Annotated in this window: 24 protein-coding genes and 1 pseudogene; 18 read left to right on the plus strand and 7 right to left on the minus strand. The window is 65.7% G+C overall.

From position 1 onward, the window contains the following. The 8 genes and pseudogenes from D8896_RS17225 to D8896_RS17260 form a co-directional block, all read left to right on the plus strand. Positions 1-239 (plus strand): annotated as a pseudogene (locus tag D8896_RS17225) (IS6 family transposase); the annotation flags it as partial. A gap of 514 nt (positions 240-753) precedes the next feature. Continuing rightward, on the plus strand, positions 754-1,938 hold the full coding sequence (locus tag D8896_RS17230; RefSeq protein ID WP_121823347.1) for an orc1/cdc6 family replication initiation protein: 1,185 nt from the start codon (positions 754-756) through the stop codon (positions 1,936-1,938). A 184-nt stretch (positions 1,939-2,122) separates the two neighbouring features. Then, complete coding sequence (locus D8896_RS17235) at positions 2,123-2,746, plus strand: RAD55 family ATPase (RefSeq protein WP_121823348.1); 624 nt, start codon at positions 2,123-2,125, stop codon at positions 2,744-2,746. Positions 2,747-2,863: 117 nt separating this feature from the next. Then, the gene (locus D8896_RS17240; RefSeq protein ID WP_121823349.1) at positions 2,864-3,061 is read left to right on the plus strand and encodes a glycine zipper 2TM domain-containing protein; all 198 of its coding nucleotides are present in this window, start codon (positions 2,864-2,866) and stop codon (positions 3,059-3,061) included. A 118-nt stretch (positions 3,062-3,179) separates the two neighbouring features. Further along, complete coding sequence (gene gfo6, locus D8896_RS17245; RefSeq protein WP_121823350.1) at positions 3,180-4,256, plus strand: D-xylose 1-dehydrogenase Gfo6; 1,077 nt, start codon at positions 3,180-3,182, stop codon at positions 4,254-4,256. Positions 4,257-4,409: 153 nt separating this feature from the next. After that, positions 4,410-6,344: a DUF1565 domain-containing protein gene (locus D8896_RS17250; protein WP_121823351.1), complete on the plus strand. Its 1,935-nt coding sequence runs from the start codon at positions 4,410-4,412 to the stop codon at positions 6,342-6,344. Between the two features lie 132 nt (positions 6,345-6,476). Next, a complete protein-coding gene (locus D8896_RS17255) occupies positions 6,477-7,229 on the plus strand; it encodes an SDR family oxidoreductase (protein WP_121823352.1) in 753 nt (250 codons plus the stop codon). 656 nt (positions 7,230-7,885) lie between these two features. Further along, positions 7,886-9,193, plus strand: coding sequence for a Cdc6/Cdc18 family protein (locus D8896_RS17260; protein WP_121823353.1), 1,308 nt, complete (start codon positions 7,886-7,888; stop codon positions 9,191-9,193). A gap of 79 nt (positions 9,194-9,272) precedes the next feature. Here the strand turns inward: D8896_RS17260 and D8896_RS17265 are convergent, their stop codons facing one another. Next, positions 9,273-10,457, minus strand: coding sequence for an MFS transporter (locus D8896_RS17265; RefSeq protein ID WP_121823354.1), 1,185 nt, complete (start codon positions 10,455-10,457; stop codon positions 9,273-9,275). A 112-nt stretch (positions 10,458-10,569) separates the two neighbouring features. Then, a complete protein-coding gene (locus tag D8896_RS17270; RefSeq protein WP_121823355.1) occupies positions 10,570-11,589 on the minus strand; it encodes an aldo/keto reductase in 1,020 nt (339 codons plus the stop codon). A gap of 331 nt (positions 11,590-11,920) precedes the next feature. Here D8896_RS17270 and D8896_RS17275 point away from each other — a divergent pair, with 331 nt between their 5' ends. Continuing rightward, complete coding sequence (locus D8896_RS17275; protein WP_121823356.1) at positions 11,921-12,184, plus strand: hypothetical protein; 264 nt, start codon at positions 11,921-11,923, stop codon at positions 12,182-12,184. A gap of 118 nt (positions 12,185-12,302) precedes the next feature. Here the strand turns inward: D8896_RS17275 and D8896_RS17280 are convergent, their stop codons facing one another. After that, positions 12,303-12,557, minus strand: coding sequence for a glutaredoxin family protein (locus D8896_RS17280; protein ID WP_121823357.1), 255 nt, complete (start codon positions 12,555-12,557; stop codon positions 12,303-12,305). 117 nt (positions 12,558-12,674) lie between these two features. On the opposite strand from D8896_RS17280, the gene D8896_RS17285 reads away from it, so the two are divergent. From D8896_RS17285 to D8896_RS17300, 4 genes are all read left to right on the plus strand, one after another. Further along, positions 12,675-13,160, plus strand: a complete 486-nt coding sequence (locus D8896_RS17285; RefSeq protein WP_121823358.1) for a hypothetical protein — start codon at positions 12,675-12,677, stop codon at positions 13,158-13,160. Next, positions 13,160-13,513: a hypothetical protein gene (locus D8896_RS17290; protein ID WP_121823359.1), complete on the plus strand. Its 354-nt coding sequence runs from the start codon at positions 13,160-13,162 to the stop codon at positions 13,511-13,513. Before D8896_RS17285 ends, D8896_RS17290 begins: the two co-directional genes overlap by 1 nt. A gap of 47 nt (positions 13,514-13,560) precedes the next feature. Further along, a complete protein-coding gene (locus tag D8896_RS17295; protein ID WP_121823360.1) occupies positions 13,561-14,076 on the plus strand; it encodes a gamma carbonic anhydrase family protein in 516 nt (171 codons plus the stop codon). A 74-nt stretch (positions 14,077-14,150) separates the two neighbouring features. Further along, positions 14,151-14,930, plus strand: coding sequence for a DUF502 domain-containing protein (locus tag D8896_RS17300; RefSeq protein WP_121823361.1), 780 nt, complete (start codon positions 14,151-14,153; stop codon positions 14,928-14,930). Here D8896_RS17300 and D8896_RS17305 read toward each other — a convergent pair whose 3' ends face one another. After that, positions 14,931-15,335 carry an acyl-CoA thioesterase gene (locus D8896_RS17305; protein WP_121823362.1) on the minus strand — a complete coding sequence of 135 codons (405 nt, stop codon included), beginning with the start codon at positions 15,333-15,335 and terminating at the stop codon, positions 14,931-14,933. Positions 15,336-15,376: 41 nt separating this feature from the next. After that, complete coding sequence (locus tag D8896_RS17310; protein ID WP_121823363.1) at positions 15,377-15,571, minus strand: DUF7501 family protein; 195 nt, start codon at positions 15,569-15,571, stop codon at positions 15,377-15,379. Between the two features lie 205 nt (positions 15,572-15,776). Between D8896_RS17310 and D8896_RS17315 the strand changes: the two genes are divergently transcribed. Together D8896_RS17315 and D8896_RS17320 are read left to right on the plus strand one after the other, a co-directional pair. Further along, entirely contained in the window at positions 15,777-16,364 is a 588-nt protein-coding gene (locus tag D8896_RS17315) for a DUF420 domain-containing protein (protein ID WP_121823364.1), read from the plus strand. 143 nt (positions 16,365-16,507) lie between these two features. Beyond that, the gene (locus D8896_RS17320) at positions 16,508-16,729 is read left to right on the plus strand and encodes a winged helix-turn-helix transcriptional regulator (protein ID WP_121823365.1); all 222 of its coding nucleotides are present in this window, start codon (positions 16,508-16,510) and stop codon (positions 16,727-16,729) included. Between the two features lie 28 nt (positions 16,730-16,757). On the opposite strand, the gene D8896_RS17325 is transcribed toward D8896_RS17320, so the two are convergent. After that, positions 16,758-17,183, minus strand: a complete 426-nt coding sequence (locus D8896_RS17325) for a hypothetical protein (RefSeq protein ID WP_121823366.1) — start codon at positions 17,181-17,183, stop codon at positions 16,758-16,760. Positions 17,184-17,395: 212 nt separating this feature from the next. Here D8896_RS17325 and D8896_RS17330 point away from each other — a divergent pair, with 212 nt between their 5' ends. The 3 genes from D8896_RS17330 to D8896_RS17340 all read left to right on the plus strand — a co-directional run bounded on the left by D8896_RS17330 (position 17,396) and on the right by D8896_RS17340 (position 20,313). Continuing rightward, positions 17,396-18,706 (plus strand): 5'-deoxyadenosine deaminase, encoded by a 1,311-nt coding sequence (locus D8896_RS17330; RefSeq protein WP_121823367.1) that lies wholly within the window; start codon positions 17,396-17,398, stop codon positions 18,704-18,706. A gap of 397 nt (positions 18,707-19,103) precedes the next feature. Then, complete coding sequence (locus tag D8896_RS17335) at positions 19,104-19,928, plus strand: ParA family protein (protein ID WP_121823368.1); 825 nt, start codon at positions 19,104-19,106, stop codon at positions 19,926-19,928. After that, a complete protein-coding gene (locus D8896_RS17340) occupies positions 19,921-20,313 on the plus strand; it encodes a hypothetical protein (protein ID WP_121823369.1) in 393 nt (130 codons plus the stop codon). Before D8896_RS17335 ends, D8896_RS17340 begins: the two co-directional genes overlap by 8 nt. Here D8896_RS17340 and D8896_RS17345 read toward each other — a convergent pair whose 3' ends face one another. After that, entirely contained in the window at positions 20,314-21,153 is an 840-nt protein-coding gene (locus tag D8896_RS17345; protein ID WP_121823370.1) for an aldo/keto reductase, read from the minus strand. Positions 21,154-21,321 lie beyond the last annotated feature (168 nt).

Raw genomic sequence — 21,321 nt, forward strand, 5'->3', positions numbered from 1 at the left:
ACGACGTTGACGACGCCGTGTTTCTCATCGATGGCTCACTCTCGCTGAAAGACGCCTGTTCACGACACGGCCTCGATTTCCGATACGAAAAACATGGAAATCGGAACAGTGTCGAACGTGTCTTTCGAGAAGTAAAACGACGAACATCTTCGTTTTCAAACTGTTTTAGCAATGCCGACGCAGACACAGCTGACGACTGGCTCAAATCGTTCAGCTTCGCATGGAATCAGCTAATCTGAACACTACCGATGAGTGTAGGGAAGTTTCACAGAGGACCGCTAGCGCTAGCGACACTGCTGAACAGCGGAAGCGGTGGTGTGTCTCCTGTAGCTTGAACTGCGCACCTGCTGTGGATGGAGTATCCTCACGCGTTCGTTCGCCGGAACGGAACCGACGGTGTGAGCTGGCCATCGCCACGTCGATCGTCGCTGAACAGCGGAAGTAGTGGTGTGTCTCTCTCGACTAACAGCGGAGCCTGTGGTATAAAGACCACTAGCCATGTCGGCTTGTTGCTGAACAGCGGAACCAGTGGTGTGGGGGAGTCATGGGGACAACGGAACCGTCAGTGTGTGGGACCGACCAGAGACAGCGGAAGTGGCGGTGTGTCCGCCGTGCTGAACAGCGGAAGTAGTGGTGTGAGTGGTGGTCGAGCAAAGACAGCGGAACCGGTGGTGTCCGGAATTTATAAATAAAACGGGACAACGGAATCAGCGGAACCAAAGGTTAAGACCGATGCCTGTCACCCTGTCCAGTATGGACGACGAATTCACGTTTGATCGGAAGGATTCGATCTTCCGCAATCGGAACGCGCTGACCGAGCATTGGACGCCGGACGAGCTGGTCGGACGCGACGCGGAACTTCGGGAGTATCACACCGCACTTCAGCCCGTGATTCAAAACGAGATCCCGAGTAACGTCTTTCTGTACGGGAAAAGCGGTGTCGGGAAAACGGCCGCGACACGGTTTCTCCTCCAACGGCTCGAACGGGACGCAGCCGACATCGAAGGATTGGATCTACACACAGTCGAGATCAACTGTGACGGGCTCAATTCCTCGTATCAGGCGGCGGTCCAACTCGTCAACGAACTCCGGGAGCCGGGCGAGCAAATTTCCGACACCGGGCATCCCCAGGCGGCGGTGTACCGATTTCTGTTCAACGAACTCGATGCGCTCGGCGGGACCGTACTGCTCGTCCTCGACGAGGTCGACCACATTGAGGACGACTCCTTGCTGTACAAGCTCCCGCGTGCGCTGTCGAACGGTGACGTGGAGGACGTGCAACTCGGTGTCATCGGGATCAGCAACGACCTGACGTTTCGGGAGCAACTGTCCTCGAAGGTTCGGTCGTCTCTGTGTGAAAAGGAGGTCTCGTTTTCGGCATACAATGCGACCGAACTCCAGCAGGTGTTGCGCCAGCGCGAAAAAGTAGCGTTCAAAGAAGGCGTTGTTGACGACGGCGTGATCGAGTTATGTGCCGCTTTCGGTGCGAAAGACTCCGGGGACGCCCGGCAGGCGCTTGACTTGTTGCTGGAAGCCGGCGACATCGCCCGTTCGGAGAACGCCGAGAACGTGACGGAACGTCACGTCGATCGCGCCCGGACGAAACTGGAGACCGATCAGGTTGAACAGGGAATTTCGAACCTCCCCGAACACGGGCAGTACGTTCTCTACGCGCTGACGCTGCTACACGAGGACGGCGACACGCCAGCCCGGACGAGGGACATCCACGACGTGTACGGGCTCGTCTGTGAGCGGGAAGGTGTCGAGCCCATATCGATGCGGTCCGTTCGCGAGCATCTCGCGGAGTTAATCCAACTCGGGATCGCTTCGTCGACGGTCAAAAACCGCGGTCAGGACGGCGGGAAGTTCAAAGAGCATACGCTGGACCAGTCGGTCGCCAGCGTTCAGGCCGGGCTGACGACGGTCCCCGAAGACTGATCCTCACACCACGGGTTCCGCTGTTCGACGGATCGGTAATCGCACACGGGATGGATGTATCCTATTCGATTCTCGTTCTTTTCGACTCCGTATTCTCCTCACGTCCAGTCGAAAAACGTACAGTCACCCCGACTACAGTCGAACCGTCGATACGATTATATCACAGGCGCGTCAACTGGAACCGATGGCAAAGCGGCTCTCGACCGGCGTCACCGCCATCGACCGGAACCTCGACGGCGGCGTGCGCGCCGGCAGCGTGGTCGCGCTGCTGGCTCCGCCCGATAGCCAGAGCGAGCCGCTGCTACACGAGTTCATGGAGGAACGTCCGACCGCCTACATCACGACGCTGCGGACCGAGCCGGCCGTTCGGGACGACCTGGAGCGCGTGCTCCGGACGGACGACTACTCGATCCAGTACGCCGGCATCGACACGCCGATCGACAACGCCGGCCGCGTCGTCCAGCAGGTCGACGGGCAGGCAAACGTCGTCGTCGACACGCTGAACCCGCTGGAGGAGACCGGCGAGCGCAACCGCTACGTCAACTTCCTCAACCAGTTCAAGACCCACCTCACCAACACGGGGGCGGTCGGCTTGCTCCACTGCACGGCGATGGACCCGCCGCCGCTGCGCGAGACGACGCTCACCATCGCGGACGTGGTGTGGGAGCTACAGACCGACGTGAAGGGGAACTCGATCGAGAACTTCCTCCAGGTGTCGAAGTTCCGCGGCGGTCGGCCCGCCGACGAGACGATCAAACTGGACCTCGGCGAGGAGGTCGCGGTCGACACGAGCCGCGACATCGCGTGACCGGCGGCCCTCGATCGATCTCCGGCTTCGCTTCGCGGTGATCTCCCCGGGACCACCGTGTGTCGACGTGCCCGGGGGAGTACGTTTATTCGTGCCGACAGTGTACCCGGACGTACCATGTCACGACTCAAACGCGCGCTGAGCCGGTCGCGCCACGCCGCGATCGGTGCCAGCATCGGGGCCGCCGTCGGCGGCCTGTTCAGCCGGAACGCCGCAAGCACCGGTGCGGCGGTCGGGGGACTCGTGGGAGCGATCATCGGCGAGAAGCGGGTGTCGGCCCGCACCCGGGTGGACGAGATGGTCGAGGAGACGTAGCCGCGACCAGCAGTTCTCCCGCGGTTCCAGTTCGCCGGCCACTGCTTCCCTCCCGACAGCGACGGCAGTCCTCGCGGAGTGCGGAATCACTATGGCGTCCCGGCTACCCGATCGTACCATGGAACTTGAGGGCTACTCCGACGAGTTCACGCGGCGCGACTGGGAAGCCGAGACCGACGACGGCCCGATCCGGTTTGCCATGATCGGCGTCGGCTGGTGGACACGGGACATGGCCATCCCGGCGGTACAGGAGTCGAAGTACTGCGAGACGACGACGCTGGTGAGCAGTTCGACCGAGAAGGCCGAGGACGCGGCCGAACTCGCCGACACGATCGAGCACGGGATCACCTACGAGGAGTTCCACGACGGGAAAGCCAGCGACGCGTACGACGCCATCTACGTCGTCACGCCGAACGCGCTCCACCTGCAGTACGTCGAGACCGCCGCCGAACTCGGCAAGGCGGTGCTGTGCGAGAAGCCGATGGAGGGCGACGTGGAGCGCGCCGAGCAACTGGTCGCCGCCTGCGACGAGGGCGACGTGCCGCTGATGATCGGCTACCGGATGCACACCGAGCCGGCGGTCCGCCGGATGAAGGAACTGATCGACGACGGGTTCATCGGCGACCCGGTGCAGGTCCACGGTCACATGTCCCAGCAGCTGCTGGAGATGATCCCGGACCCCGACCAGTGGCGGCTGAACGACGACCTCTCGGGCGGCGCGACGGTGATGGACATCGGGCTCTACCCCCTCAACACGACGCGGTTCGTCCTCGACGCCGACCCGGAGCGCGTGCTGGCGTCGACGATCTCGACCGACGAGGCCTTTGCCGACGTGCCCGACCAGTACGCCTCGTTCATCCTGGAGTTCCCGGACGACGTGCAGGCGGCCTGCACCGCCACGCAGAGCGGCTTCGAGACGGGCCACCTGCGCATCGTCGGCGAGCGCGGCGAACTGCTGCTCGAACCCGCGTTCTTCAACCGCGACGCCGCGTCGCTGACGCTCAAGCGCGGCGAGAGCGAGGCGTCGATCGAGTTCCCCGACGTGGACCAGATGGAGGAGGAGTTCGACTACTTCGCCAACCGCCTGCTCACCGACGGGGAGATCGAACCGGACGGGGAGCACGGGCTGGTCGACATGCGCGCGATGGACGCCATCTACGAGGCCGGCGAGACGGGGCGCGCCGTCGACCTGTAGCGTTGTGCTCGATCCGGGCGCGAGCTTCGGAACCCCACCACAGTTGCGAACCGGTTAGAATACACGGTTCCCAGAGATCACATGTTCTCACCGACATCGGTGACCGACTGACAGTGCCACAAACGATATGATAGTTCTTCACAAGGATGCGGTATGGCTCCGGACCGTTTACGCCGACGCGACCTGCTTGCAGGCGTGACTGGGGCAGTCACTGCGATCTCGGGGTGTTCCAGCACCGACTCCGACCAGCCGACGGAGACTGACACTGATTCCGCTCCGTCCACGGGAACTGCCACCGACGCCGACCCCTCCGAGACGACGGCGGAATCGGCCACGATCAGCCTCGATGCGACGATACAGAACGACAGCGTTCTCGTCGGCGAGACGGTCAGGGTCGGCGTCGTCGTCGAGAATCAGGGGACGGCGGCCAGCCAACGTACCCTCGTTCTCACGGAGGACGGCCTCGAGGCCGATACGGCGACCGTCACGGTGCAAGGCGGCGGCGAGGAGACGGCAACGCTGACGTTCGTCACACCGTCGGAGCCGGGCACGGTCTCGCTCGAACTCAACGGGGAACGTATCGGCGAGGTCACGGTCATCCACCGCACACGGCTCCACGTCGCTCCCGACGGTTCCGACGACGCCGTCGGAACCCCGGACGACCCGGTCAGAACGATCGGGAGGGCGCTCGAACGAGCACGCCCCGGTACCACGGTCCAACTCGCCCCCGGCGAGTACCGCGAACTGCTGCGGACCCGACGGGACGGCGAGCCCGACGCCCCGATCACGGTTACCGGTCCGCCGGAGGCGGTCATCCGACCCCCGCTGGGCGTCTACAACGCGGTCCGGATCGACCACAACCACTTCCACCTCCGCGGCGTCACGATCAACGGGTTAGTCGATCCGGAGCGCAAGTACGAGGACTACCGCGTCTGGATCCCCTGGTGCGTGTCCATCACGCCCCTGAGACGACGTGACGAGGGCCTCGAATACCTCCGGGACATCGTCGTCGAGCCGTCGAGAATCGGCAACAGTGCCCAGGGACTCATACAGGTCGAGCGTGTCCGGAACGCCTCGATCGGGAACTTCGAAGTCATCGGCCCCGCGGGGATGCAGTTCGATCCGCGGGTCGACAACCACGAGGTCGGCCACATCCGGGAGATCGTCTACGTCGGCAGCCCGGAGGTCCACCGCGGCGAGGACCACTACAAATACGAGACGCTGGACCGCAGCCGGGACATTCGTATCCACCACATCGACAACAGCGAGGGGTACGCACACAACGAACTCGTCGACGTGAAACTCGGGAGCAGCGACATCACCGTCGAGTACTGCACGGACCGGAACGCGGGACACAACTCCGAGGGCGTCGTGAACGCGGCTATCGACGTGAAGGGCAACGACTGTACGGTCCGCTGGAACGATATCGGGGAGTGTCCACTCCCCGTGAGCTTCGGCGCGTGGGCACCCTCGGAGGACGTCGACGGGGGCGACTGGAGTCGGAACAACGCGGTCTACGGGAACCACATTCACGACTTCATCGCGGGGCCGTTCCGCCTCCGGAACGAGGGTGACATCGGACCGGTCTCGTTCGATGACCAACGCACCCTCTGCGGAAACCGGATCGAACGCGGCGAGCTCGACGTCGAACCGTGGATGGCTGACGCAAACGGGTTCGACGGGCTCGTCGACCGACGCGGGACCGACGAAGTGACCGTCGAGGTGGGGACTGGACCCGACGGACGCGCACTCGACCCGGCTGCCGTTATCGTCGACCGGGGGACGACCATCACCTGGGACTGGGTCGACGGCAGCGGGAGCCATTACATCGTCGACCGCCTCCGTGTCGCTTCCGACCCCGAATCCGTCCCCGATCCGAGGCCCGCGCCGTACTCCGAGTCCAAGACGCTCGATCTGGTCGGAATGACGCGGTTTGCGTGCTACGCACACCATCAGGAGGGGATGATCGGGGCCGTCGTCGTGGCCGACGACCCGGACCGGTATGCCTTCGCGCAGGCGGCCTGCGACGGGGACGTGCCCGACGGTGACGGTGTCGGGCACGCCGGTGGCGACGGTCGCTGGTCGTAAGCCCGCGCTCCGACACGTGCGAAACCAGGTGGTCCGGCCGAACGTCACCAGTCCTGCAACGACCGCCGGCAGCCGTCACATCGGGACGGGGCAACCCCTATCATCTTAGCATCGGGCCGCGAAAGGCCGGGTATGCCACGCGACAACCCCCTCGACGGCGACGTTGCCATCGTCACCGGCGCGAGTTCCGGCATCGGCGCGGCGACCGCACACGAACTGGCGGCCGACGGCGCGAACGTCGTACTGGCCGCACGGAGTGCGGACCGCATCACAGAACTCGCCGACTCGATCGAGGCCGACCACGGCGTCCGTGCGGAGGCGGTACCGACCGACGTGACCGACGAGGACGCCGTCGACGCGCTCGTGGAGACGACCGTCGAGACGTTCGGCCGCCTCGACGCGGTCGTGGCGAACGCGGGCGTCGGTCGCTCCGGGTCGGTCGAGGGGATGGCGACCGAGACGTACCGGACGATGCTCGGCGTCAACGTCGACGGCGCGTTCTTCACCGCCCGCGCGGCGCTGCCCCACCTCCGGGAGACCGAGGGAACGCTCGTGTTCCTCGGCAGTTTCGCGGGGCAGTACCCCCGTCCCGGTAATCCCGTGTACGCCGCGACGAAGTGGTGGGTCCGAGGGTTCGCGCTCAGCCTCGCGGGGAGCGTCGGCGGCGACGGTGTCGGCGTCAGCGTCGTCAACCCGACCGAGGTGCGAACGGGGTTCCTCTCCGAGGACGAGGACGCCGAGGGGTTCGACGAGCGCTTCGCCCCCGGCGAGGTGACCGAGCCGTCGGAGGTGGCTGCCGCGATCGCGTTCGCCGTCCGGCAGGAGTCGCCAACTGCGACGACGGAGATCGACCTGTTCCGGCGGGACAAGTTCGAGCACTTCTGACTGGGTTACTCAACTTTAACCAATCCAAAACCTCGATCGAACACGTTGTCCTCTCCATTGAGACTGTTGAACCGTGGACAGGGCGAACGCCCCCACCCCACGTTTCCGCTGTAGATCGGTAAGGGTCTGACCCTCTTCGTGGCCCTTTCAGGTGGAACTCTTGGTGGCAAGGATGGACGAAGATACGGTGAGCTGGTCGCTCGAAGCTGCGCTTCTCGCTTTCTACTAACACGAAGAAGTGCAGTACGGAAACGTTCATAAGATAGGTATAAAAAGTTATCTATAGAATCAGGATAAGAACCTTCCATGTCCATCAGTAGCCAGTCGGTATCGTTCATCTACAGCGGAAATACGGGGTGGCCGGGACAGAGTTACCGATGTAAATAGACTGTACTGAATAATATCGGCATATTTACAGCGGAAACCTGGTCCATCCGGTGACGGTGAACGAGAAACTTGATGCCGATGATCGGGAAAATCGTTTGGCCGTGGACTTGGATGAGTGGTGTCATCTACAGCGGAAACAAGGTTGTTACATAAGATGTATTTCATTACGGTGGTATGCTCTCAAACGACTATTTCGAACCTATTTACAGCGGAAACGTGGGGTGGGTGTGGCCTTCATCTTTATATTCCATCGTTCCAATCCTCCGAATATGGACGATTCGCAGATCGACTCGTACGACGACGCCGACGACCAGAAGTCGGCACTAGCCGCGGCTGCTTCGGAGCTGTTTCCGGACGAGCATCCGATCTTTGCCGATAAACAACTCCTCCAGATCGGCCACATCCCGGATGGCGACCGGATCGTCGGGCGGGACAGTGAGATACGGTCACTTGCCGATCAACTCGTTGACGCAACCGACGGCAACTCTCCGGAGAACGTTATCATCTACGGCAAGCCCGGCACCGGCAAGTCACTCGTCTCGAAGTACGTTACGCAGTTGACCGAGGTCAAAGCTCGGACGAGCGGGCACGACGTGGCGACTGCCTACATCGAGTGCAACGAGGACAATACCGAAACCCAGGCCGTTGCAACGATCGGTCAGACACTCAATCGCGAGGGGTCAAGTGTGACCGTACCGGATACCGGGCTGTCGACGAGCCGGTACTACAAGCGCCTGTGGGACCTGCTTGACGCCGAGTACGAGACAGTCATCGTGATCCTTGACGAAGTCGACCTACTGGAGGACGACAGTGTCCTCATGGAACTGTCCCGCGCGGAGGAAGCCGAGAAGACGACCTGCAACATCGGGATCATCGCCATCTCGAATAAGACGAAGTTCGTGGAAAATCTCGGGCAGCGGACGACCTCGAGTTTGCAGGAGACTGAACTGTTCTTCCCCCCGTACGACGCCGAGCAGCTGCAGGCGATCCTGCGGAACCGAACTGATGCGTTCCGTGAGGGCGTGCTATCTGACGGCGTGGTTGAACTCTGTGCCGCGCTGGCCGCCCGGGAACACGGCGACGCCCGGAAGGCCCTGGATATACTTCGGAACGCCGGAAAGATCGCCTACGAGGAAGGTGATGATCGTGTAACCGAGGCTCATGTCCGTAACGCCCAGGAACGCGCCGAAATCGACCGATTTCGAGAGATGATCGCCGACTCGACGGTCCAGAGCCAGGCCGTCATCCTGTCGTTGGCGCTACTAACGCAGCACGGCGATGGTGACGTCTTCACGTCCGGCGATATCTATCCAGTATACGAGTTCGTATGTGAGCAATGTGATCTTGACTCCCTAACCGAACGCCGGATCCGGGACCTCCTCAAGGAACAGGATTTCCTCGATATCATCCAGTCGACGAAGCGCTCGCGGGGCCACGCTCGCGGGATCGGACGCGAGCATCGGCTGATCGACGATGCCACGATCGTCCGCGAAACGATCCTGTCCGAGCCCCGGTTCAGCGACCTGTTCGAAAGCGTGTCGGAATCGCAGTTCGCGACCGCGATCGCTCGATCCTGACGCTACCTCCCATGGCATCCGCTGATTAGCCGTGAAGTACCACTTCTGACCGTCCCCGGCCGGTCCCGTCACACCGACCTCACGTCCGGGCGCGCAACACCACCAGCACCCCGACCAGCGCCGCCGCGAGCGCCGCCTCGGCGTACATCGCCGTCCGCATCGTCGCGGCGGACGCGACCGCGCCGATCGCCGCCGGGAAGACGAAGAACCCGGCCTGCCCGGCGGTCATCGCGACGGCGTTGACCGGGCCGCTGTACTCCGGCACCCGGTCGGTCGCCCAGGCGAGCAGGGTGGGGAACATCCCGGACACCAGTAGCCCGGCGCAGAACGTCGCCGCGAACAGCGGGACCTCGCCGTCGACGGCGACGACCGCGTACAGCACGGGCACCGACAGCGCCGCGCCGGCGGTCACGATCCGGAGGTAGCCGAACCGCTCCGCGACCGCCCCGAACCCGAGGCGGCCGGGGACGTACGCTGCGAGGTAGACCGACAGCAGGAGGTTCGCCCGCGACCGCGGGAGGAAGCCGTTCGCGTAGTACGGGAGCCAGGTGAAGATCCCGCCCTCGATGCCGACGACTAGCATCATCGCGGCGCTCAGGCCGAGCATCGACGGTCTGCGCAGAAGTGCCCGCACGTCTGCAAGCGACAGCGACTGCTCGTTCTCGATCCCCTCCGGCGCGGGAAGCCGGGCGATGAAGCCGGCGACGACGAGGAAGAGCCCGGCCATGACCGCGTACGCGATCCGCCAGTCGCCCCAGCCGAGGACGAGCGTGGCGAACAGCGGGCCGGCCGTCGCGCCGACGGCCCACGCCATCGTCTGGAAGTTGAACACCCGCCCCCGGCTGGCCGGGTAGAGATGGCTGAGCACCGGCCGCCCGAGCGCGCGGAAGCCGCCGGTGGCGAACATCCGGACGAACACGAACGCGAGCAGCAGGAGGAACGTCGGCGCGAAGCCGACGCCGACGAGGCAGACGCCCGCGGCGGCCAGCCCGAGCGCGACGAACCGCTGGACACGGAGGCGGCCGACGACCATCCCGACGCCGAACAGCGTCAGCACGTAGCCCAGCGCCGACACCGGGGCGATCAGCCCCAGCTGGGCCTCGGTGAGGTCGAACGCCGTCCCGAAGCTCGGCAGCATCGCGCCCCGGACCTGCAGGGAGAGCCCGACGAGCGCGGAGAACGCGAAGATGGCCACGGTCCACCGCCGTCGCTCCGCGGGTCCCCGCCGTTCGCCCGTGTGCTCCCGTCCCGTCGGCTCCGACATGCCCCCGAGTTTCAGACCGGCGACCTAACCCGTGTCGATCACGTCCCGGGTCCCCGCGTCGCGGTCGGCGCGGTCGACGCCAGTCGGCAGCTCCGGGCCGACGCGACCGCGCTCACTCCCGGTGGCCCCAGCGCCGCCCCTCCTCGTCGTACCGGGCCTCGGCGATCCGGTCGTGCTGGTCGGCGGAGAGCGAGACCGTCGTCGCGCCGGCGTTCTCGTCCAGTTGCTCGGTCGTGCGCGCGCCGACGATGGGGACGCAGGTGAACTTCTCCTGCTCGATAAGCCAGCGCAGCGCGACCTGTGCTGGCGTGGCGTCGAGTTCGTCCGCGACGGCGCGGATCTCGTCCAGCACCTCCCACCCGCGGGCCGACACGTAGTACTCGTCGAACTGCGGGTCGATGGCTCCCCGGGAGTCCTCGGGGGCCTCGACGCCGTCGTCGGTGCGCTCGTACTTGCCGGTGAGGAAGCCGCCGGCCAGCGGCGAGTACGGGCAGACCGCCAGGTCCTGGTCGGCGCACACGTCGAGGTAGTCGACCACGTCGTCGCGGTAGGCGGCGTGGAACAGCGGTTGCGTCACCTTGAACCGCTCCAAGCCCTCCACGTCGCTCGTCCAGAGCGCCTTCGTCAGCTGCCAGGCGGCCATCGTGCTCGCGCCGAGGTGGTGAACCTTCCCCTCGCGGACGAGGTCGTTCAGCGTCCGCAGCGTCTCCTCGATCGGCGCGTCGTCGTCCCAGCGGTGGATGTAGTACAGGTCGAGGTAGTCCGTTCCGAGGCGGTCGAGCGTCCCCTCGATCTGGCGGCGGATGTGCTTGCGGCCGAGGCCGGAGTCGTTCGGGCCGGGCTCGCCCCAGCCGTCGAACGGGAAGTACACCTTCGAGGCGAGCACGAAGTCGTCGCGGTCGTGGTCCTCCAGCCACTCGCCGATGAAGCGCTCGCTCTTGCCGTTGGGCGTGCCGTACACGTTGGCGGTGTCGATGAAGTTGATCCCGCGGTCCCACGCCGCGTCGAGCAGTTCGTGGGCCTCCTCGCGGTCGGTCTCGACCACGCCGTTCGTCTCGCGGCCGAACCGCCACGTGCCGAAGCACAGTTCCGACACCGTCGTCCCGGTCGATCCGAGCGTCGTGTACTCCATGCTCCCATCTGCTCCGGGGAGGCGAATAAGGGTTGAGGCAGCGGAAAGCGACTGGCGGGTCGCGCGGCGGCGGCGCTCGCGCGGTTCCGCCGTCGGCTCGTTCGACTCGCGCCGTCGCGGCCGAACCGCTCGGATCTCTCTATATTTCTCCGGATCCCGGAGTTATCGGCTTAGAACTAGTTATAAAGTATTATCGGTTCTCTGCAACAGTCGTAAAACGTCACTCGTCTCGACATATCCGGCTAAAATCGTCCGAAATCGTCCGAAGCCTCGGCCCGTTATATGACCGTGTAGCCACAAGGGTGGAGTAGACTCACCGAGGTGTCAACCAATGTCTGCCCCCTCCGCACACAACGACGACATCGCCGACGGCGCGACCAGCGCCGCCTCGTCGATTCGAGCACAGCTCGACGACCACGCGCTCACGACGCCGTTCCAGATGGCCGGGTTCTGGATGGCCGTCGTCCTGCCGTTCCTGCACGTCCCGCTGCTGGCGACCGGCCTGTCGACCCCCTCTGAGACGATGACGTTCCTCGCGCTGCTCGCCCTGAACCTCGTGGGCCTGGTTGTCGGCCACACGTACAATCGCAACTGACCACGACACCCGGCGTACTGACGCGTCGCACGACCTTCCCGCCGTGTGGTGCGTCACGGTCCCCGCCGTGTGACACCCACCCCCGCCCCGCCTGCTCCCCGCTACACCGTCCTTCTCGCTACGCCGCCTCGATCATTTCCCGCAGCGCGTTCTCGTCCACCTCGAACTTGAACTTCGGCGCTCCGTCGACCAGCACGTACGGCACCCGGTCTCCGTAGCGCTCGCGCAGGTCAGGGTCCTCGTCCACGTCGACCACGTCCACGTCGACGGGCCGCGCCGCCGCGTCGCTCGCCCGGCGCACCGCCGCGATCGCGTCGTCACAGAGGTGACAGTCCTCGCGCGTGTACACCGTGACCGTCGTGGCCTCGCTCATGGGTCGTCGTTCGGCCCCGCCGCCCTTACCGCCGTCGGGTCGTCGGCGCGGCCGCGCGGCGCGGAACCTCGCCGCGCTCGGATAGTTTCATTACGGCCGAGCGTATCCACGGCGACCATGGAGAGCATCGACGTCACCGACGAGCAGTACGAGCGACTCGACGACATCCGGGAGTCGCTGGCCGAGGACGTGTCCTACGGCCACGTCCGCGCACGGGACGCCGTCCAGTACCTCCTCGACGAATACGACGGCGACGGGCCGGACGTCTCGGCCGATTCGACCGCCGTTGACGGGACGGACGACGATGATTCGGACGACGAACCGGAGGCGGACGAGAGCGGGAACGGCGACGGCGGCGATGACGACGGCGAAGACGACGACAGCGAAGACGACGCGGATGGTGACGATGCTGACGACGGTGACGATGCCGACGGTGACGACGACCGCCTCTCGGCGATGATGAACCTGCTCGACACGCACGACGACAAGTGGGAGCAGGCCGACTCCGAGGAGACCCGCTACGTGGTCGACCTGCCCGACGGCGGGACCGAGGAGGTCCAGACGAAAGACGACGTGAAGGCGATCCTGTTCAAGAACTACTGATGGGACTGCTCGCACGGGTCGCCGCCGCGGTTCGCTCGGTCTTCGGCGGATCGGCGGACGACGGCGACGCGAACGCCGACGACGGGGGCGCTGATGCGGACGCTGCTGGCCCCCACCCGGACGATCCGGACGCCCGATCGGCGGAGACAACCGACACGCCGTCCGGACCGGCGACGACCGACTGTTCCGTCTGTGGCACGACGTTCGAGGCTGACGACGACGCGTGTCCGCTCTGTGGCACCGCGCCGGGGGCCGACGATGGGGCCGACGCCCCCGGCCCCGAGACGACAGCGACGGACGGGACGGCGACCGACGACGCCGCGGACCGCCTCAGTGACCTCCGCGACGAGTAGCCGTGGTGTGAGTTAACACTTTGAGGCCGGCGGTCGAACGACCCGGTATGGACAGCAGACGCTACGGGTTCGAGGGGTCGACGCCGGCGATCCACGACGACGCGAGCGTCAGCCGGGAGGCGACGCTGGTCGGGGACGTCGAGGTCGGAGCCGACGCGAGCGTCTGGCCCGGGGTCGTTCTCCGGGGCGACGTCGCTCCGGTCCGGGTCGGGCGGCAGGCACACATCGGGGACACAGCCGTGCTCCACGCGAGCACGGCGGGGGAGCGCGCGATGGTCGGGCACGGGGCGGTGCTGAACGACGCGGTCGTCGAGGACGGCGCGCTCGTCGGGTTCAACGCGACGATAAACTCCGAGGTGCGGGTCGGGGAGGCGAGCATCGTCGCCTCGGGGACGACGGTGCCGGAGGGGTACGATATCCCGCCGGAGTCGTTCGTCCGGGGCGTGCCGGCGACCGTGACGGCGCTCTCGGAGACGACGATCGACCCGGCGGAGATATTCGACGCGCACTCCTCCGGGGCGTACACGGATCTGGCGGCGCGCCACGACGACCTCTTTCGGTAGATCGGACGGTCTCAACGCCCGGCTACCGGGTTCGAACCCCGGGAATCTTGGTCCCCCGCTGCGAACGATGGCGCATGTCTGGTTCGAAGGTCGGCGACGACGGACGCGGCTGGCTTCGGCGGGCGTTCGTCACAGGGACCGCGATCACCGTTCCGACGATCATCACCCTCATTCTGCTCGGCGCGGTGCTTGACTTCGTTTCGAACACGATCTCCCCTGCGGTGGCGGCTCTCGGACTGGTCCCGGGGACCGACAGCCTCCCCGAACCGGCGCTCGAACTCCTCACGGTCGGCGTCCTGCTCACGGTCGTGTTCGTCGTCGGGTTCGTGGCCGAGCGCAGCGGCGGGGGACCAAGCAACGATAGCACCGGCGGCTACACCCGCGAGTTCGACGAGTTCGTCGCCGCCATCCCCGGCGTCGGCACCGTCTACTCCAGCGTTCGCAAGATGAGCGACGTGTTGCTCGAGAGCGACACCGAGAGCTTTCAGGAGGTCAAACTCGTCGAGTTCCCCCATGACGAGACGTACATGCTCTGCTTTCTGACCTCCCATCCGCCGGACGCGATCCGGGAGACCGTCGGCGAGTCGGAGATGGAGACGCTGTTCCTCCCGCTCGCGCCGAACCCGGTGATGGGCGGGTTCCTCATCAACGTGCCCACGGAACGGGTCCACGACGTGGACCTGACCGTCGAGGAGGGCGTCAGGGCGATCGTCACCAGCGGCGTGGCCACGGGCGAGGAGGTCGACGACATCTCGCCGGACGGGTTCGACGACATCTCCCCGACGCAGTTCGGCGAGGCGATCGTCGACAAAGTCGCCGGCGCGGGTCCGGGCGACGACGACGCCAAGAAGTAGCTACTTCAGCCCCTCGTGGGCCGCGATGTCCGCCCGAACCCGGTCGGCGATGGGGCGGGTCTCCTTCGTCTTCGGGTCGACCGTCACCTGTACGGTCTCGGCCGTCGCGGCCACGTCGCCGTCGACCCGGATCTCGTACTCCATCGGCAGGCTCGACTCGCCGATCTCCGGCACGCCGAGCGCGACCGTGGGGTCGTGGTCGATCGTGATCGGCGTTCGGTAGTCGATCTCGACGTGCGCGAGCACGGAGTCGATGTCCGACAGCGGCACGTCGAGCACGTCCGAGAAGTAGTCGACCCGGGCCTCCTCCAGATACGTGGCGTACACCGCGTTGTTCACGTGCCCCATGAAATCGATGTCGTTGACTCGCACGTCCAGCGTCGTGGTGTAGGAGAACTCGTCCATCAGCGGTCCCTACCGGCCCGGCGTAGTTCGGTCTGTCGGAACTACCCGGCCCACTCGCCGCCGATGTCGCTGCTGACTCGGTCACGCCACAGCTCGAAGCTGGTCTCGCAGGCCTCGCTCGTCTGCAGGTGGTCGATAAAACCGGCTCCCGGGTCGGCGAGGTCGCCGTCGCAGAACGGACAGGTGTTCGGGTCGCTCCAGGTCGGGGCGCTCGGGGAGTGGTCACTCGGTACCATCGTGTCCGGTCGGACCACGGCCTCGGTGATAAAGGTGAGTCTATTATATATTGCTCGAATATAATGTGGTTAACCACCACTTCGACACGACCCTGGACGGACGGAAGTTTTCCCCGACTCGAACCGATCGCACGTTCATCCGGATCCCGGACGCGGTCCGCCACGGATCGAAAGCGCCTATCCGTCCCCGTCCGAAGAGGGAGACATGTCAACGGTGAACCCCCGGCAACGGGCCAGGGAACGGCCGCTCGCGGCGACCGTACTGCTCTCGGCGATCGGGTACGCCCTCGTCGTCGCTGCCTTCTCGGGCGCTGTCCCCATCTTCCCGGACATCGGTCGGGAGACGGTCGACCTGATCTCCCACGCCATCGCGGTCGTCAACACCCTCGCCACGATATCGCTCGCGCTCGGCTGGTACTGGATCCGGCAGGGCGAGGTGCGCAAACACCGGGCGGCGATGCTGACGGCGTTCGCCCTCATCCTCGTCTTCCTGCTCATGTACCTGCCGAAGGTCGGCGGCGGCGGCGAGAAGCATTTCGTCGGTCCCGAACTCGTCCGGATCGGCTACCTGATCATGCTCGCGATCCACATCGTACTGTCGGTCGTGGCCGTCCCCGTCGTGCTGTACGCCGTCGTGCTCGGCCTGACGCACACCCCCAGCGAACTCCGGAACACCGCCCACGCCCGGGTCGGTCGAATCGCAGCAGGGACGTGGATCCTCAGTCTCACGCTCGGCGTCGTCACGTACGTGATGCTCAACCACCTCTACGACTCGACGTTCGTTCCGGCCTGAGACGGGTCGCTGGTACTGGTTCCGTACGACCGTACGACACCGTACGGTCGGCTCGGACCCCACCCCAGCGACTCGGAACGGTCGTGTGCGCTCGCGGCACGTCCGCGGTAGTCGTTTGACCCGTCCGCACCTGTCTTCCCACAATGGCTCCTTCCGAACCGGTCGCCGACCTCGCGCCGAGCGCCAAACTCGTGTACAAGGTGCTGGAACACAACGGCCAGCTGACACAGCAACAGATCGCCGAGGAGTCCCTCCTCCCCGCCCGGACGGTCCGCCACGCGCTCTCGGAACTGGAGTCCGTCGACGCAATCGAGGAGCGGATCCACTTCCAGGACGCCCGGCAGCGACTGTACGACCTGCAGTAGTCCCGGCCCGGCGGTCCCACCGCCCCCCTCACCCGAGCGCCTTCACCGTCACGTCCCGACTCCCTTCCTCCCCCGGCAGTTCGACGCTGTCGACCAGCGACGAGCGCACCGTCGCCCGCCAGTCCTCGACCGCTTCGACGTGGCGCTCGCGGTGCCGGTCGGTGGTGTACTCCGCGTCCGCGGCGGCCCGGATCTCGTCCTCGGTCGTCGCCGGGTCCGGGTACGGTGGAACGGACTCGATCAGGTCGGCGGGGTCCAGATGGACCGGGTCGCCCTCGCCGACGAACTCGCCGGTCCCCATCTCGTGGAGGCGGGCGCGCATCCGACCGCTGAACGGGGGTGTCACTCTGAGCACGGTCCGGCCGTCGCTCCGCAGGTTCGACTCCAGCGCCGTCACCACGTCCTCCCGGGTCACCGCGACCGACCGGATCGCCGACGGGTCGTCCGACGCCATGCGATCCGATCCGGACCGCGGGGTGTTCAGCGTCACGGTCGGGTGGGAGTCGCTCGCTTGACCGGACCCTTCGCATGGCCCGTAGTGTCCACACACGACGCGTATCGAACACTTTCTACAAACTCTACACTGTCTACACATTCTACACATTGTAGATACCCGCGCTGGCGAATATCACGGGTTACTTGAGCGTTCACCGCGCACGGACGGGTATGCTACTTCGCGGAACCGTCGTCGCGGACGCGTCGACGGTGTACGAGGACGGCGCGGTCGTGGTCGACGGCTCCCGGATCGCGGCGGTCGGCGACGCGGCCGACCTGCTCGACCGGTACCCCGACCACGAGCGGCGCACGTACGACGTGTTGCTCCCGGGCCTCGTCGGTGCACACGTTCACTCCGTCCAGAGCCTCGGCCGTGGGATCGCCGACGACACGGCGCTGCTGGACTGGCTGTTCGACCACGTCCTCCCGATGGAGGCGTCGCTGACCGCCGACGAGATGGAGGTCGCGGCGAAGCTGGGCTATCTGGAATGCATCGAGAGCGGCACGACGACGGTCGTCGACCACCTCTCGGTCGCCCACGCCGACCGCGCCTTCGAGGCCGCCGGCGAGATGGGGATCCGCGGGATCCTCGGCAAGGTGCTGATGGACAAGGACTCGCCGCCGGGGCTGCTGGAGGACACCGACGCCGCCCTCGCCGAGACGGAGGACCTGATCGAGCGGTACCACGGCGCGTTCGACGACCGGATCCGGTACGCGGTCACCCCGCGCTTCGCCGTCAGCTGCACCGAGGAGTGTCTCCGCGGTGCACGCCGGATCGCGGACCGCCACGACGGCGTCCGGATCCACACCCACGCCAGCGAGAACCGCGACGAGATCGCACAGGTGGAGGAGGACACCGGCATGCGCAACGTCGAGTGGCTCCACGAGGTCGGCCTCACCGGCGAGGACGTGGTGCTCGCCCACTGCGTCTGGACGGACGACGCGGAGCGGGAACTGCTCGCCGAGACCGGCACCCACGTCACGCACTGCCCGTCCTCGAACATGAAACTCGCCAGCGGCGTCGCCCCGGTCGTCGACTACCTCGACCGCGGGATCAACGTCGCGCTCGGCAACGACGGGCCGCCCTGCAACAACACGCTCGACCCGTTCACGGAGATGCGGCAGGCCAGCCTGCTCCAGAAAGTCGAGGAGTTGGACCCCGAACTCGCCCCGGCCCGCGCCGTCTTCGAGATGGCGACGCGCAACGGCGCGAGGGCGGCCGGCTTCGACGACGTGGGGAAGATCCGCGAGGGGTGGCGCGCCGACGTGATCGGTCTCTCGACGGACCTCACCCGGGCGACGCCGCTGTACGACGTGCTCTCCCATCTCGTGTTCGCCGCCCGCGGCGACGACGTCGAGTTCACGATGGTCGACGGCGAGGTGCTGCAGGACGACGGCGAGGTGACCGTCGCCGACGCCGACGCCATCCGGACGCGCGCCGGCGAGATAGCGCGCGACCTGGACCTCGGCGCGGAAGCGTAGCGGTCTCTCTCCCCGAGCGGTTTTCAAACCGTTCACATGTTTCGAACCGTGAGCAGTGTTGGCACCGTGTAGAATGTCTACACATTCTACAAATTCTACGGCCACTTGGGATCTGGAGATTAAAAGACATTCTACACATTGTACGATGTGTGTACTTTTAGCCTTGATACGGGCGATATACAGCACCATCTGGATAGGTTGACTCCAAGAAATTCTACAATGTTTACAATGTTTAAAACTTTCAAACACTCTCGGCAGTTTGAAATACCTGGACTGTGAGGAAACGGCGTGTGAGCGTGCACAGTTCGAACTCTTCACACATTGTAGACATTGCAAGCATTCCGGGGAGTGTGGAACAGCCACACCGTTCGAACTGCTCGCGCGACGGAGGACACCCATGGTAGACACCAACGCAGTGAGCGTCGCCCTCCAGAAGGGCGGCGTCGGGAAGACGACGATAGCGATCAACCTGGCCGAACGGCTCGCGAACCGCGGCCACGAGGTGTTGCTGGTCGATCTGGACCAGCAGGGCAACGCGACGGAGGGTGTGGGACTGGCCGACGCCTACGAGGCCGAGACCCATCTCGGACACCTGCTGGACGACGACGACCCGACGACGCTCGCCGACGTGGTGCGCCCGGCCGGCCCGTTCGACCTCGTCCCGGCGAACGCGGACCTGGACGAGGTGGAGAACACGATCCGGAGCAACACGTTCGGCGCGCTGTGGATCCGCAACGAGGTGGTCGAACCGGCCGTCGGCGGCGACTACGACTACGTCGTCGTCGACTCCCCGCCGGATATGGGGCCGCTGTCGGACGCGTCGCTGATCGCCACCCAGAACGTCGTCGTCCCGATGCGGATGAGCGAACAGAGCGCCAGCGGCTTCGAGCGGATGTTCACCCAGCAGGTCGGCCCGATCCGCGAGGAGATGGACGTGGACGTGCTCGCGGTCGTGCCGAACGCGCTGGAGGGTGACAACGAGGAAAAGCGGATCATCGCGGACCTCGAAGCCTCCCGGTTCGGCGAGTTTCTGCCCGATTTCGCTGGCTCGGACCACTTCGACGACCCGGACTCGCCGGGTCCGGGGATCCGCAAGCGCGTGGCGCTGAAACGGGCGTGGCGCGACGGTCAGCCGCTCGCGGAGTACGACCCGGACAGCGACATGCTGGCCCGACTGGACGAACTCGCCGACATCGTCGAGGAGGGGACGACCGATGCCTGACGAGAACCGGTTTGCCGGTATCGGGGAGGCCGTCGAGGGCGACGGCGAGCCGTCGTCCGACGCGGATCCGGCGGACGAGACCCCCGCGGACGAGGACTCGACGAACGCCGACGAATCCGTTGACGAGGAGTCGGCGAACGACGCGACCGACTCGCCGGCCGAGGCGGCGTTCCCGTTCGACGACACCGTCCAGAAGTCGGTGTACGTCCGCCCGGAGACGTTCGAGGCGCTGGAGGACGCCGAGGCGCTGGTCGACGCCCGCCTGCGGACCGACCACGACCTGCGGGACCTCACCCGTCGGGAGTTCTTCGACGCCGTCTTCCGGGAGGCGGCCGCGGACACCGACCAGCTGGTCGAGCGCATCCGACGGATGCGCGAGGAGTAGCTACTCGGCGAGCCGGCGATACTGCTCGTCAGTCAGGTCGATCGCCGACGCGGCGACGTTCCCCTCCAGGTGATCGACGCTCGACGTACCGGGGATCGGGAGGATCACCGGTGAGTGGTTGAGCAGCCATGCCAGCGCGATCTGCTGGGGCGTGGCGTCGTGCGCGTCCGCGACCGACGCGACGGTCTCCGCCTTCTCCCCGAGGTCGCCCGCGCCCAGCGGGAACCACGGGATGAAGCCGATCCCGTACTCCTCGCAGGCCTCCAGCACGGCCTCGTCCTCGCGGTTGCCGACGTTGTACTCGTTCTGTACCGTGGCGACGTCGACGATCTCGCGGGCCGTATCGAGCTGTTCGACGCTGACGTTGCTGAGCCCGACGTGGCGAACCAGCCCGTCGTCCTGCAGTTCCGCGAGTGCGGTCACCGAGTCCTCGAACGGCGTGTCGGGGTCCGGCCGGTGGAGCTGGTAGAGGTCGATGGCGTCCGTCCGGAGTCGGTCGAGACTACAGAGCACCGCGTTCCGGAGGTAGTCCGGGTCGCCGTGTGGGAGCCAGTCCCCGTCTGCGTTCCGGAGCAGGCCCCCTTTCGTCGCGACCAGTACGTCGTCCGTGTCGCCCAGCGTCTCCCCGATCAGCCGCTCGCTGACGCCCGGGCCGTAGGAGTCGGCCGTGTCGATCAGGTCCACGCCGAGATCGATGGCCCGCTCCAGCAGGTCGCGGGCAGCTGCCTCGTCCGCGGGCGGGCCGACGATGTCGTCCCCCGTCAGCCGCATCGCGCCGTAGCCGAGCCGGTGGACCGTGTCCTCGCCGCCGAGTTCGAACGTGTCGCTCTCGTTGTGCACGTAGGGGAGAGGGCCCGGACGGCAAAAGGGCTAGGAGTAGCGGATCCCCCCGGTCGCAGTTTACTCGTGCTTACTGAGATAAGCACAAGTATCGCTTGCCACCGAGAACTGGGTTCTTTGGCGCTGAAACGCTCCATACCGGCGGAAACGGTATCGATATATCGAATA

The sequence above is a fragment of the Halostella salina genome, assembly GCF_003675855.1.
In the GTDB taxonomy this organism is placed as follows: Archaea; Halobacteriota; Halobacteria; order Halobacteriales; family Natronoarchaeaceae; genus Halostella; species Halostella salina.